At 70.2% G+C, this 12457-nt stretch carries 12 protein-coding genes; 3 read left to right on the top strand and 9 right to left on the bottom strand.

Annotated features, from left to right (window positions below):
• Positions 1–39 precede the first annotated feature (39 nt).
• Both GKQ77_RS17580 and GKQ77_RS17575 read right to left on the bottom strand, forming a co-directional pair.
• Positions 40–513 (bottom strand): indole-3-glycerol phosphate synthase, encoded by a 474-nt coding sequence (locus GKQ77_RS17580; protein WP_219689728.1) that lies wholly within the window; start codon positions 511–513, stop codon positions 40–42.
• Positions 514–645: 132 nt separating this feature from the next.
• Positions 646–1455: a pyrimidine reductase family protein gene (locus GKQ77_RS17575; protein ID WP_219689727.1), complete on the bottom strand. Its 810-nt coding sequence runs from the start codon at positions 1453–1455 to the stop codon at positions 646–648.
• Positions 1456–1491: 36 nt separating this feature from the next.
• Between GKQ77_RS17575 and zapE the strand changes: the two genes are divergently transcribed.
• Positions 1492–2583 (top strand): cell division protein ZapE, encoded by a 1092-nt coding sequence (zapE, locus tag GKQ77_RS17570; RefSeq protein WP_219689726.1) that lies wholly within the window; start codon positions 1492–1494, stop codon positions 2581–2583.
• Between the two features lie 149 nt (positions 2584–2732).
• Positions 2733–4094 (top strand): alkaline phosphatase PhoX, encoded by a 1362-nt coding sequence (locus GKQ77_RS17565; RefSeq protein ID WP_219689725.1) that lies wholly within the window; start codon positions 2733–2735, stop codon positions 4092–4094.
• 43 nt (positions 4095–4137) lie between these two features.
• Here the strand turns inward: GKQ77_RS17565 and GKQ77_RS33425 are convergent, their stop codons facing one another.
• The 3 genes from GKQ77_RS33425 to sph all read right to left on the bottom strand — a co-directional run bounded on the left by GKQ77_RS33425 (position 4138) and on the right by sph (position 9011).
• Positions 4138–4269 (bottom strand): hypothetical protein, encoded by a 132-nt coding sequence (locus GKQ77_RS33425; protein WP_258021473.1) that lies wholly within the window; start codon positions 4267–4269, stop codon positions 4138–4140.
• A gap of 86 nt (positions 4270–4355) precedes the next feature.
• Positions 4356–7577, bottom strand: coding sequence for an RHS repeat-associated core domain-containing protein (locus GKQ77_RS17560; protein ID WP_219689730.1), 3222 nt, complete (start codon positions 7575–7577; stop codon positions 4356–4358).
• Between the two features lie 444 nt (positions 7578–8021).
• Positions 8022–9011 carry a sphingomyelin phosphodiesterase gene (gene sph, locus GKQ77_RS17555; RefSeq protein WP_219689724.1) on the bottom strand — a complete coding sequence of 330 codons (990 nt, stop codon included), beginning with the start codon at positions 9009–9011 and terminating at the stop codon, positions 8022–8024.
• A gap of 255 nt (positions 9012–9266) precedes the next feature.
• Here sph and GKQ77_RS17550 point away from each other — a divergent pair, with 255 nt between their 5' ends.
• The gene (locus GKQ77_RS17550; RefSeq protein WP_219689723.1) at positions 9267–10025 is read left to right on the top strand and encodes a class I SAM-dependent methyltransferase; all 759 of its coding nucleotides are present in this window, start codon (positions 9267–9269) and stop codon (positions 10023–10025) included.
• Here the strand turns inward: GKQ77_RS17550 and GKQ77_RS17545 are convergent.
• The 4 genes from GKQ77_RS17545 to GKQ77_RS17530 all read right to left on the bottom strand — a co-directional run.
• Positions 10022–11071: a cytochrome P450 gene (locus tag GKQ77_RS17545; protein WP_219689722.1), complete on the bottom strand. Its 1050-nt coding sequence runs from the start codon at positions 11069–11071 to the stop codon at positions 10022–10024. The genes GKQ77_RS17550 and GKQ77_RS17545 overlap by 4 nt on opposite strands.
• Positions 11072–11165: 94 nt before the next feature.
• A complete protein-coding gene (locus GKQ77_RS34155; RefSeq protein ID WP_358911156.1) occupies positions 11166–11240 on the bottom strand; it encodes a tryptorubin family RiPP precursor in 75 nt (24 codons plus the stop codon).
• 158 nt (positions 11241–11398) lie between these two features.
• Entirely contained in the window at positions 11399–11977 is a 579-nt protein-coding gene (locus GKQ77_RS17535) for a TetR/AcrR family transcriptional regulator (protein WP_219689720.1), read from the bottom strand.
• Positions 11978–12051: 74 nt separating this feature from the next.
• Positions 12052–12457, bottom strand: a 406-nt coding sequence (locus GKQ77_RS17530) for a RidA family protein (protein ID WP_258021472.1), incomplete at its 5' end; no start/stop codon positions are given.

Below are 12457 nucleotides of genomic sequence, written 5' to 3'. Positions count from 1 at the left end.
CCCGCACAACAAAGAACCGCCCACCCACAGCGGGCAGCGTCACGCCTCGCTGTGCGAGAAAAGCTTGAGAACCGGCACCCCCACCTTGTGCCGCGCCCGCGAGGCCCAGTCCCGGTGGAAGAACTCCTCCACGTAATGGGGATCGGTCAGCACGATCACCTCATCGGCCCCCACCTCGTCCACGAGAACCTTCAGCGCGTCCAGCGGATGATCCTCGATCAGCCGCCCCTGCGCCGCACAGCCCGCCCCCCGCAGCGCCGCCAGCGAGACGCGCAGCGCCTGCTCGCCGGGGCCCGCCGCGTCCGCCCCCTCGGGGGTCTCGCCCTCGCGCGCCGCCTCGTCCAGCTCGCCGAGGGCGACGTCGTCGATGGCTCGCAGCAGCCGGTCCGCCTGATCGCCCCGGGGCTGGAGCAGCACGTGGAAGGTGACCGGCTCGTCCCCGTGCAAGGTGGTGACGAACTCCACGTCGGCGGACGTCAGGGCCTTCTCGATCATCAATACGCTTGTGAACACGACAGGCGCCCTTCTCCTCCGTGGGCCGTCCTGAGGCCCTTGCGGAAACCATCCTGCCCCGTGGCCGCACGGGGTCTGCGAGATCTAGTGTGCCCAGCCGAAGCCAAACGGAACGGCAGATTCCGCCGATTGTCAGCTACGACGGTATCGGGTGAAGAGGAACCCGGCCTCCTCCAGTACGGACGTCAGTACGAATTCATCGGGCGTCACGAGCGCGTGCCCGCCCGCGATCCGCTGCGCGTCCCCCGCCGTCAGCATCGGCGAGACCGTCAGACACAGCTCGTCCAGCGCCTTCGCGGCCACGAACTGCCCGAGCAGGCGGGGCCCGCCCTCGGTGAGCAGCCGGGTGAGCCCCCGCTCGGCCAGGGCGGGCGCCACGCGCGCGGGGTCCACCGTCGCGCCCTCGCCGGCGATCACCACGACGGCGCCCGCCCGCTCGGCGGCGGCGATCTTGTCGGCGGAGGCGGCGGCCCCGGTCACCACGAGCGTCGGCGTCAGCGGCTCGGTGAAAAGCGGAAGCGAGAAGTCCAGGTCAAGGCTCGCACTGACGATCGCGATGGCGGGTGCGGGGGTCTGCCCGGCCGCGGCCCTGCGCTCTGCGAAGGCGGCACGCGCGCGTGCCGGACGGTACCCCTCGAGACGGACCGTCTCGGCCCCGACGATCACGGCGTCGGCGAGCCCGCGCAGCGTGCCGAAGATCCGCATGTCGGTGTCGTTGGAGATCGGCTGCGAGCGGCCGTCGTGCTGGGCGGCGCCGTCGAGCGTGGACACCATGTTGGCGCGCAGCCACGTCGCACGCCCGGCGATGACTCCCGAGGGGTAGGCGTAGGCATCGGCCAGCTCGTCCAGCCCCCACTCCCGTGGTTCCGCGGCCTTCCGGGCCTCCACCTCCGCGGTGCTCGTGTCTGCTGTCTGGTCGGTCACAGGGAACAGGCGTCGCATATCCGCAGTCTTGCACGCCCCTTAAGCTGGGGAACCGTGTCGTCCTCCACCGCAGCCCACGGGCCCGATCCCCTGGCCGAAGTCGTTCCGCAGTCCCTGTGCGCCCGCGAGCCCCACGTCCCCGCCGACCGTCTGGTCGCCGAGATGGTGCCGCCGCCGCGCTTCGACTCGGTCCGCTTCGCCACGTACATCCCGGACCCGAACCAGCCGAGCCAGACCGAGGCGGTCCGGGTCCTGAGCGGGTTCGCGGAGGGGCTCGGCGGGGCGCACGCGTCCGGGGCGGGCAAGAAGCGCTGGTTCCAGAAGAAGGCAGCGGCCCCCACGGGCCCCCGCGGTGTCTATCTCGACGGTGGCTACGGCGTCGGCAAGACCCACCTCCTCGCCTCGCTCTGGCACGCGACGCCCGCGGCGCCCGAGCAGAAGGCGTTCGGCACCTTCGTCGAGCTGACGAACCTGGTCGGCGCGCTCGGCTTCCAGCAGACGGTGCGTACGCTCGGCGATCACCGCCTGCTCTGCATCGACGAATTCGAACTGGACGACCCGGGCGACACCGTGCTGGTCTCCTCGCTCCTCTCCAAGCTGGTCGAACAGGGCGTGGCACTGGCCGCGACCTCGAACACGCTGCCGGGCAAGCTCGGCGAGGGCCGCTTCGCCGCCACCGACTTCATGCGCGAGATCCAGGGCCTTTCCGCGCACTTCAAGGCGCTGCGCATCGACGGCGACGACTACCGCCACCGGGGTCTGCCGGAGGCTCCCGCGCCGTACTCGGACGAGCAGGTCACCAAGGCGGCGTACGCGACCGAGGGCGCCTCGCTCGACGACTTCTCGCACCTGCTCGCGCACCTGGCCAAGGTCCACCCCAGCCGGTACGGCGCGCTGACCGATGGGATCACGGCCGTCTGCCTCACGGATGTGACGCCGGTGCCGGACCAGTCGACCGCGCTGCGCCTCGTGGTGCTCGCCGACCGGCTCTACGACCGGGAGGTGCCCGTGCTCGCCTCCGGGGTGCCCTTCGACCGGCTGTTCAGCGAGGAGATGCTGAACGGCGGGTACCGGAAGAAGTACTTCCGAGCCATATCGCGGCTCACGGCTCTCGCCCGGGACGCCAAGGGTCTCGTGGGCCAGTAGCGGCTCGTGGCCGAGCGGCAGACCCGCCCGAGCAGCAGACTCGTGCCCCAGCGGAACAACCGATCGCTACGCGCGTGGTTCCCGTGCACCTAGGCACGTGGTACACACATCCGGTCACATTCCTGTCCGCCAGCAGGAGGTTGCCCATCATGTCTGCCACTCGACGTCAGATGCTCGCCCGCACCGGTGCCGCGGGCGCGGGAATCGCCTTCACCGGCGCGATCTCGGAGCTGTTCGCGGGTACCGCCGCCGCCCACGGGAGGGCCGGTTACGGCCCCCTCGTCCCCGACCCCAAGGGCCTGCTCGATCTGCCGAAAGGTTTCCGCTACCAGGTCCTCTCGCGCGAGGGGGAGAACCTCCGTTCGGGTGAGGGCAAGGTGCCCAGCAACCACGACGGCATGGCCGCCTTCGGCGGCAAGCGCGGCGGTGTCCACCTCGTGCGCAACCACGAGAACCGCGTCACGGCCAAGATCGGTGTGCCGACCGTCAAGGGACTCACCTACGACCCGGCCGCCAAGGGCGGCTGTACGGCGCTCGCGCTCGACCGGCGGAACAACGTCATCGGCGAGCGCGTGGCGATCGCCGGTACGGCCGTGAACTGCGCGGGCGGGCCCACTCCTTGGAACACCTGGCTCACCTGCGAGGAGACCGAGGACAAGGCCGGCACGAACGGCTACACCAAGGACCACGGCTTCATCTTCGAGGTCGACCCGGTCGACCCGCACCGCACCGGCGCCGAACCGCTCACCGCGATGGGCCGCTTCCAGCACGAGGCGGTCGCCGTCGACCCCAGACGCGGCGTCGTCTACGAGACCGAGGACGCCTTCCAGAAGCCCTTCGGCCTCTTCTACCGCTTCCTGCCCAAGAAGCCCCAGGGCGGCCGCGGTTCGCTGCGCGCGGGCGGCAGGCTCCAGGCGATGCGCGTGCCGGGCATACCGGACCTGTCGTCGATCCAGGAGATCGGCGCGAGCTTCGACGGCGTCGAGTGGGTCGACGTACCCGACCCGCTGGCCGTCCGGACACCCATCCGCCACCAGGACTTCGGCCCGAAGGGCGTCACGCACGCGCAGAAGCTGGAGGGCTGCTACTGGGGCGGCTCGTCCGTCTACTTCGTCTCGTCCTTCGCACGCAAGGCGGAGGGCTCGGCGGGCGACCACTACGGTCAGATCTGGCGGTACGACCCGTCGAGGCGCCGCCTCACCCTCGTCATCGTCTTCGGTCCGAGCACGGACATCCAGCTCCCCGGCGAGTCCCCCGACAACATCTGCCTCGCGCCGGCCGGGGGCCTGATGGTCTGCGAGGACGGCGGCGGCGTCCAGCACGTCTACGGCGTGACCCGGCGCGGCGACGTCTACGCGATGGCCCGCAACCGGCAGAACATCGGCACCCCCGACAACCCCGAATGGGGCGAGTTCGCGGGCGCCGCGTTCTCCCCCGACCACGACACGATGTACGTCAACTGCTACGCGCCCGGCACGACGTTCGCCGTGACCGGGCCCTGGCACAGGTAGCGCGCGCCACGGAGGAGGCGGCGGTCGAGTAAGTCCCGTTCCCTCAGCGCCGGTTCTTGTTCCGCATCAGCAGAGCGACGAGGACTATCGCGAAGACGACGAACACGATGATGAACATCGTCGCCCCTCCCTTCGACGACCACATCTTGGCCAGTTCGACCGACGACTCCGACATCATGTCTTCCTCTCTCTTGCTCTTCCGCTCTTCCGCGGGGCCCGGCCGGAGGTCACTCCGGCCGGGCCCGGTCTTCGCTCAGCCGGTCAGAAGGTGTACTCGGCCGTGCCCGAGCACTTCCCGGTGCTTCCGCCGGTCTCCACCCCGGCGTCCACGCTCTTGCCGTCCGTCGACGCGGTGACGCTGCCGGGACCGACGCCGCACGAGACGCCGACCGTGCCGCCGCTCTCCATGTCCCCGGTGTCGGCGGACAGGCCGCCGCTCACTCCTGGGGTTCCGAATCCCAGGCTGAGCGTGGGCTTGGCCTCGTTGCCGTCCGTCTTGCCGCCCACACCGATGCAGACGCCGAAGCAGACCTCGCCCGAGATGGAGCCCGTGATCAGGCCGCTCGGGTCGATGCGGTTGACGGGGTCGCCCTCGGCGTAGAGGTAGGGGTTCTCCTCCTGGCCCGAGGGGTCGGGCTGGGTGAAGCGGCCGATGTTGGGGTCGTAGTAGCGCGCCTGGAAGTGGTACAGGCCGGTGGGGTCCTGGTAGCCGCCCGCGAAGCGGTAGGGCTGGGTCACCTTCTCGCCGCCCGCGTCCCGGGCGACGCCTCGGGGGCTGTACGAGTAGCCGTTGACCTTCGTTCCCGACTCGTCCGCGACGGCGACGACGGAGCCGATCGCGTCGGTGAGGTAGAAGTACGTCTTCCCGTCCCGGGTCATGGAGTTGAGTGTGCCCCCGGGCTCGCGGTTGAAGCCGGTGTCCGCACCGCCCGTGGAAGTGGCGGAGAGGCCGAGGGGTCCATTGTGGAAGTAGGTGTCGCCGAGCTTGACGCGCTCGCTCTGGTCGGTGGAGCCGTACTGGCCCGCGTACGTCTTGCCCGCGACGCTCAGCGAGGTGAGCTGGCTGTGGTCCGACCACTTCTCACCGGTGCGGGTGCCCTCCGGGGTGGAGGCGCCCGCGGTCTCGTTGCCTTCGAGGTCGTAGGACCAGTTGGCGGTGGAGCCGTTCTTGGCGGTGATCTGCTGGGCGTCGTTGACCGTGTACGTCGTCCCGCGCGGGCAGCCCTTCTCGGTGCCCTGGCTGGTGAGGTTGCCCGCCAGGTCGTAGCAGTACTGCCAGGACGAGTTGAGCGTGGTGCCCTTGTTCTCCTCCGCGTAGGAGAAGCGTCCGGCGCCGTCGTAGAGGTAGTTGGTCTTCGTGCCCGCCACCGCGTCCGTCTTGGTGCGGATCTTGTCGCCGTCGGTCTTGGCGTCGGTGCCGTAGCCGTAGGTGTAGGCCAGGTCGACCAGGGTGCCCTTGGCGGACTTCGCCGTGATCTTCTCCGGGCGGCCGGACTTGTCGAGGCCGACCGTCTGCACGGTGCCGCCGGGGTAGGCGGTCTCGGTGCGCACGTCGTTGCGGTTGTACTTGTAAGAGGTGACCTTGCCCGAGCGGTCGGTCAGCTTCTCCAGCTTGTTGACCTCGTTCCAGGTGTAGTCGACCTTTCCGGCCGGGTCCTGGTAGAAGTCCACGTTGCCCGCCGGGGTGTAGGCGAGCAGGGTCTGCGAGCCGTCCTGGAGGGTGCGGATGGTCTCGCGCTGGAGCGGGTCGAACTGGTACTTGATGGTGCCGGTGGAGTCGTCGCGCTGGCGCAGGTTGCCGTCGCCGTCGTACCAGTAGCGGACCGTGTCGTTGGTGGTGGAGACGGTCTTGATCCGGTCGAGGTGGTCGTAGGTGAAGACCTTCTTGATGCCCCGGCCGTCGGTGAGGGTCTCGGTGCGGCCCAGGCTGTCGTAGGTGAAGGTCGTCTCCCCCAGCGGCTTGGGCGGCACCACCTTGGTGAGGTTGCCCTTGGCGTCGTAGGTGAAGGAGGTCTTCACGGTCTTCGTCGACGACATCTTCGTCTCGGCCGCACACCGCTGGCCCTCGAAGCCACCACACGTGGGAGTGGCGGGGTTGTAGGTGTACGAGACGCTGCCACCACCTGTGCCGGTCTGCGCGACGGACTTGGTGTTGCCGGCCGTGTCGTAGGTGAAGGAGGTCTTCTCGCCGTCGGCGTTGGTGGCCTCCTTGGGCACATCCCCGCCCGCGACCGTCTGCCAGCTGGCCACTCCGCGCCCGCCGGTCGGGGACTTGACCTCTTCCAGGTTGTTGCGGGTGTTGAACGAGTAGTCGGTCACGTTGCCGCCGACGGTGCCGGTGCCCATGGCGTCGGTGGCTGTGTCGATGTTGTGGTTCGCGTCGAACTTGGTGGAGCGGTTGCGGGTCAGCGCGTCGGTGACGTCGGTGACCTGGCCGTCGCCGTCGTGCTTGTACTTCGTCGCGTGCTTCTCCGGATCGGTCACGGTCGTCGTACCGGCCGCGGTGGGCGAGGTCGCGTCGTATGCGTACGTCCAGGTGGGGCCGGTGTGGCCGGAGCCGTTGAACTCGGTGGCCCGCAGCATGGAGGTGACACGGTTGGCGTCGTCGTAGGTGAAGACGGTGACGCGGCCCTCCGCCGTGGTGATTTTCGTGAGGCGGTCGGAGGTGTCGTAGCCGAAGGTGGTGGTCTTGCCCTCGCCGTCAGTGGTCTTGTGCAGGTTGCCGTCGGCGTCGAGGTCGAAGACGGCGGTGCGGCCGGAGTTGTCCTTGGCCTGCCACTGCGAGGCGTTGGTCTTGAGCAGGTCGATCCAGCGGCCCGAGCGGGTCTCGGTCAGCTTGAAGCCCTTGTGCTCCTCGCCCTCGTCGTGCTGGGTGACGGTGATGGTGCCCTTGTTCTTGTCCGTGACCTTGGTCAGGGTGCCGTGCTCGTTGTAGGTGTCCTTCGAGCCGGATTTCCAGCTGGTGACGGTGTAGGTGCCGTCGGCGTTCTTCTTCAGCTCCTTCGAGTAGCCCTTGGGCGAGGTGAAGGAGCCGTCCGCGGCCTTGGTGAAGCGCAGCGTGTCGCCGGAGGCGTCGTACAGGACCACCTCGTTGGTGAGCACCTGGAGGTAGCGCTCGTACTGCTGCCACCAGCGCTGGGAGACCTTGCCCCACGGGGCGTCGAGGGAGTTGTAGGTGCGCGCCAGCGTCAGGTTCTGGCCGACGCCCGCGACGGAGAAGTCCGTCGCCGTGAGCATCAGGTTGCCGGTCGAGTAGTTGATCCGGGCCGTCAGCGCGTCCGTGATGGCGAAGTCGCTGATCCTGTGCCACGGCACATCGCCCTGGCCTTCGGGCACATGGGCGGGTATCTCCTGGAGGGAGCGTGCCGCGTCGCCCTCGGTGCGCTTCTTCTGCTGCGTGCGCCAGGCGGCCACCTTGCGCGAGGGTGCGCGCTCGGCTTCCGGCGCGACAGGCCTGTTCGAGCCGACCTTCACGTCGGGCATCGAGAACGACGGAGCGTCCTTGCCCCACGCCGAGTCCGGCTCGTCGGCCGCGGCGGCACCCGTGGCCGACAGCAGGGACAGGGTCAGAGCGCCGGCCGCCGAGGCGGCGGCGATGGCAAGGGCAGATCTCTTCCGGGCACGCGAAACACGCGCACCGACGGTGCGTTGCGTCAAGACTTCCCCCCACAGGAAGGCACATCTCGCAGACCCCAGTGGTCACGAGAGGCCCACAAACTTCCACACGCCCCCCATGGAAAACGGTGTCGTGCCCCCTATCTTTTGCGTCACACGGTCCGGAACCGGCCCTTCTCTGAGCGGGCGCGAAGCCGGGCAAAGGCAGCACATCAGCGCGTGTCGCACGCTGTTGCCGCCCTTCGCCCGCCCCCGCACGTTCGAAAAGCTGACCGAATAGTTTCGGCTATCAGGGGCCCGAACTCCAGGGGCCTAGTACGCCGTCACGGGGTAGTGGTCGGACAGGTTCGTGTACGTGTACTTCTTGCCCCAGCTGGAGACCGTCCAGGGCGCGCTCTGCTCCTTGATCACGTTGTTGTGCCAGGTGGCGGGGCGGGCGTGGCCCTTGCGGTGGAGGACGTAGTCAAGGTCTTCGCGGGGGTCGTCGGGGTAGCGCTCGGCGGAGATCGAGTTCTCCTCGGTGTCGAAGGAGTACGGGTGGCCGGTGCGGGCGTCGGCGGGCGCGAAGCCGCCGTCGGCGAGCATCGAGGCGTACTCGGAGCTGTGCGAGTCGACGTTGAGGTCGCCCGCGACGATGACCTGTTCGCCCGCCGGGATGTTCTTGGCGTCCAGGAAGGCGTCCATCTCCTTGAACTGCTTCGCGCGCGTGGCGGCCGCCTCGCCACTGCCGCAGCCCGGGTCGGTGGACTGGGCGTGCGTGCCCACCACGTGCGCCTTGGTGCCGTTCACGTCAAGCACCGCGTAGACGAAGCCCTTGTTGGAGTACGAGTCGGCGCCGCACGCGTCCTTGTAGACGTACTGCTCCTTGCGCACCACCGGCCACTTGCTCAGGACCGTCACGCCGCCGTCCTCGGGGGTCACCGAGGAGTACGCGCCGCCGGTCGCGTCCCAGCCGCTCTTGCCGCGGCCCATCACAGGGGTCTGGTGCGGGTAGCGGTCCTTGGCGTTGGCCAGCAGCGCGTCGGACGAGGAGTTGTCGAACGCCTCCTGGAGGACGACGACGTCCTGGCCCTGGAAGAAGTCCGCCGCCGGTATGGCCTTGGCGCGGTGGTCCTGGCCCCAGTTCGGGTAGAGCGACTTGCTGAACAGGAACGTGTTGTACGTGAGCACCTTGAGCGAGGGCGGCGCGGCGGACGCGTCGGTGGCGGCGCTCGCGGACGGGGCGAGGGCGGTGAGCGTGGCGGCGGCGAGCACGGTGGTGATCGCGGCCGCGTGGGATCTGCGCAGCGCTGAGTGCGGCACTGAAACTCCTGAGGGTGGGGGCCTGTTGCAGCTGTTCCAGATGGCTGGAAGCGGCCGTTGTTCCGGCGCCCGCACATCCAACCAGCTGGGATTACTTCTGGGGATACGGCGCGTGAACACGGTGTTCGACTCAGCGGGGACAGCCGCGCCGGTGGCGCCCGCGGGACGCCTTCCCGCAGCGCGCCCCGAGCCGGGCCTGACCTGGGCTTTCCCCTGCCCCCGACCTACAATTACCCCTTCGGGAAAGGGGACTTGATGGACCGCGACATTCGCACGACCGACGACGTGATGGACCTCCTGGACGGCCTGTTCACACCGGAGGCCGACCGCTGGACGAGCGACGGCGCCGCCTGGTGGGACGACTTCTACGCCGACCGTTCCAAGCCCGTGCCGTTCTTCGTGGACAAGCCGGATGAAAGCCTCGCCTCGTACGTCGAGCGGGGCCTCGTCGCGCCGGGCCGCGCACTCGACCTCGGCTGCGGTCCGGGCCGCAACGCCCTGCACCTCGCCTCGCACGGCTTCGAGGTGGACGCCGTCGACCTGTCGCCGGCCGCCCTCGCCTGGGCCCGGGACCGCGCCCGCGAGAGCGGCGCCGACATCCGCTTCCACCAGGGCGACGCCTTCGCCCTGACGCAGGCCGAGTTGGCGGGCCCCTACGACCTGGTCTACGACTCGGGCTGCTTCCACCATCTGCCGCCGCACCGCCGCGTCAGCTACCTCGCCCTGCTGGAGCGGGTCCTCGCCCCCGGCGGCCACTACGCCCTCACCTGCTTCGCGGCCGGCGCTGGCGGCATGGGATCCGAGTTGCCTGACGCGGAGTTCTACCGGCAAGCCGCGCTGCACGGCGGCCTCGCCTACGACGAGCGGTCGCTGCGGCGGATCTTCGGCGGGCTGACGGTGGTCGAACTGCGCCGCATGCGCGACGAGCCCGCCGACTCCGCGCTCTTCGGCGAGCCGTTCCTCTGGACGGGCCTGTTCCGCCGCGCCGCGACGGCCGCCGAGAAGGCCCGCTAGGGCCGCCGCACGAGCCTCACCTTGTCGACGCCGAGCAGCCCCGCCAGCGGCACCTTGGCGGTGGTCTGCCCCGGGTCGACCGTCATTCCCTCGGCGCGCAGCAGGTCGAGCAGCATTCCGGCGAGCGGCATCACCATGTGGCGCCCCCAGCAGCGTTCGGAGGCGTGGCCGAAGGGGAGGTAGCCGGGGTGGTCGTCGGGGTCGAGGGTGGCCCAGCGCTCGGGACGGAACTCGTCGGGGTCGTCCCAGAGCGCCGGGTCGCGGTGGCTGAGCAGCGGCAGCAGCAGGACGTCGTCGCCCGCGCCGATCCGGGCGTCGAGGGCCGGGTATTCGGGGGACGCGTTGCGCAGGATGTTCCAGGAGGGGGGCAGCAGGCGCACCGCCTCGTACAGGATGTGGTCGTTCGGGGTGTCCTCGTCGAAGGGCGCCCCGAGCCAGTACGCGCTCGCGACGAGCGTGGAGACGGTGAAGCAGACGGGCGCGGCCGCCCGCCGGTACAGGCCCATCGCGTACCGCCGGTCGCTGTAGTTCGCGGCGTCGGCGGTCAGGCCCGCGATCTCCGTCACGGGCGCGCCCGGGCGGAGCGCGCCGGGCAGTGCGGCGCCGACGGCGATGACCGTCCAGGTCAGCTTGGGCGTCAGCTCCAGGGTGCGGTCCATGAGGACGCGCAGCCGGTAGGGGTCGGCGCCGAGGATCAGGTCGCGGAGGTGGACGTGGCCGACGTGCGGCCACTCGCCGCCGAGGTCGACGTTCCCCGGCACGGGCTTGCGCAGGGCCGTGCGTACGTCGCGGCCGATGGCCCGCATGACGTGCGACGCCTCGGTGCGGTGGATGGAGCGTCCGTGCAGGGGCTTGAAGGTGGGGCGTTCGTGTTCGGTGGCCGGCCGGGCGGCGAGGATCCGGTCGGTGAGGCCGGGCCCGGCGACGCCCACGGTGTCGGCGTCCAGGCGGAAGACGTCCTCGCCGCGGTGGTCGCGCAGCAGGGCGTCGAGTCGCGGCGCGAAGACGGTGGTCCGGGCGGACCGGTCGGTACCGGAGAGGGGCATCGGTGGTCTCCAAGGGCGGAGGGCCCGTGCCCGGCGGCCGCTGGGGGACGCCGGACACGCCGGGCACGGGCACGCGGAGGGACGATTCGCCGGTTTAGTACCAGTGGTACCAGGCGTACGCCTTCAGGCTCTTCTCTCCGGTGATCCTCTTCTTGAGCGAGCGGACCATCTTCATCACATACCTCCGGTCGGTCGATTCCGTTGGTTGCTGCCGGACTTGACCAGCGGAGCGTCCAGGGAATCGATCAACAGCCGATAAACGGCTCGCGGGGGCGCGTGAGCGGTACGCAAGCGGATGGCGGGCCGCGCGTGTGTCCGCGCCGCGCGTCACAGGTCGGCGAGTGCCCCGTCCACCGTGGCGAGCAGCATCTCCCGGTCGTCGTGTACGCGGCTGAGGACCCGCAGCCCGTAGTACGTGCTCTGCACCCGGCGGGCCACGGTCCGCGCGTCGCCCGTGGAGCGGAACTCGCCCGCGCGCCGCCCCTCCTCCACGACCGCGCACAGCTCTTCCCCGACCCGGTCGAAGCTGCGCCGCACCGCGTCCTTGACCTCCGGGTCGAGCCCGGCGGCCTCGATGGCGGCGTTGATGGCGAAGCAGCCGCGCGCGTCCGCCGCGTCGAGGTCGGCGTCGACGGCGTGGAGCATCATGGCGCGCAGCCGCTCCTTCGCCGGGCCGGGGCCGCGCAGCAGTTCGACCTGCTCGGCGGTGGCGGTGTCGTGGTAGCGCTCAAGGGCGCGGAGGTAGAGCTGCCGCTTGCCGCCGAAGGTGTTGTAGAGGCTGGACGGGCCGAGGCCCGTGCTGTCGCACAGGTCCCGGGTGGAGGTGCCCTCGTACCCGTGGCGCCAGAACGTCTCCATGGCCGCGGTGACGACGCGGTCCTCGCTGAACTCTCGTGGCCTGGCCATGGCACCCACAGTAGACGTTTTGGAACGCACTTACAAAACTCCGGCAGGCCGGTCTCCGCGCGACCGCCCCGGCCTCACTCGACGGCACCGATCCCCTCGATCTCGATCAGCCACGCCGGGTCGGCGAGCGCGGCGACCTGGACGAAGGACTCCGCGGGGAACGGCGCGGCGTAGTGCTCCGCGCGGAGCCGGGCGAAGACGTCCTGGTGGGCCACGTCGGTGACGAAGACCGTGAGCTTGACCAGCCGGTCGAGGCCGGAGCCCGCGTTGCCGAGCACGGTCGCCAGATTGGCCAGCGCCCGCCGGGCCTGGGCCTCGAAGTCCCCGGCGCCGACGGTGGCGCCGCGCTCGTCGACGGGGGCCTGCCCCGAGGTGAAGACGAGGCCGCCGACGCGGATGCCGAGGGAGATGCCCGCCGACTCGTACCAGTCGGGCTCGGCGGTCACGCGGACACGAGTGGTGGGGGCTGCGGGGGTGGTG

The sequence above is a fragment of the Streptomyces anatolicus genome, from assembly GCF_019400875.1.
GTDB lineage: Bacteria > Actinomycetota > Actinomycetes > Streptomycetales > Streptomycetaceae > Streptomyces > Streptomyces anatolicus.
This window is presented reverse-complemented; position numbering and strand designations above follow the sequence as displayed.

What these genes read in the sequence shown, in the direction of transcription:
- GKQ77_RS17575 (WP_219689727.1), bottom strand. Translation starts at nt 1,455, where the DNA reads ATGCGACGCCTGTTCCCTGTGACCGACCAGACAGCAGACACGAGCACC.
- GKQ77_RS33425 (WP_258021473.1), bottom strand. Translation starts at nt 4,269, where the DNA reads ATGTCGGAGTCGTCGGTCGAACTGGCCAAGATGTGGTCGTCGAAGGGA.
- GKQ77_RS17560 (WP_219689730.1), bottom strand. Translation starts at nt 7,577, where the DNA reads ATGCCCGACGTGAAGGTCGGCTCGAACAGGCCTGTCGCGCCGGAAGCC.
- GKQ77_RS17565 (WP_219689725.1), top strand. Translation starts at nt 2,733, where the DNA reads ATGTCTGCCACTCGACGTCAGATGCTCGCCCGCACCGGTGCCGCGGGC.
- GKQ77_RS17550 (WP_219689723.1), top strand. Translation starts at nt 9,267, where the DNA reads ATGGACCGCGACATTCGCACGACCGACGACGTGATGGACCTCCTGGAC.
- GKQ77_RS17535 (WP_219689720.1), bottom strand. Translation starts at nt 11,977, where the DNA reads ATGGCCAGGCCACGAGAGTTCAGCGAGGACCGCGTCGTCACCGCGGCC.
- GKQ77_RS17545 (WP_219689722.1), bottom strand. Translation starts at nt 11,071, where the DNA reads ATGCCCCTCTCCGGTACCGACCGGTCCGCCCGGACCACCGTCTTCGCG.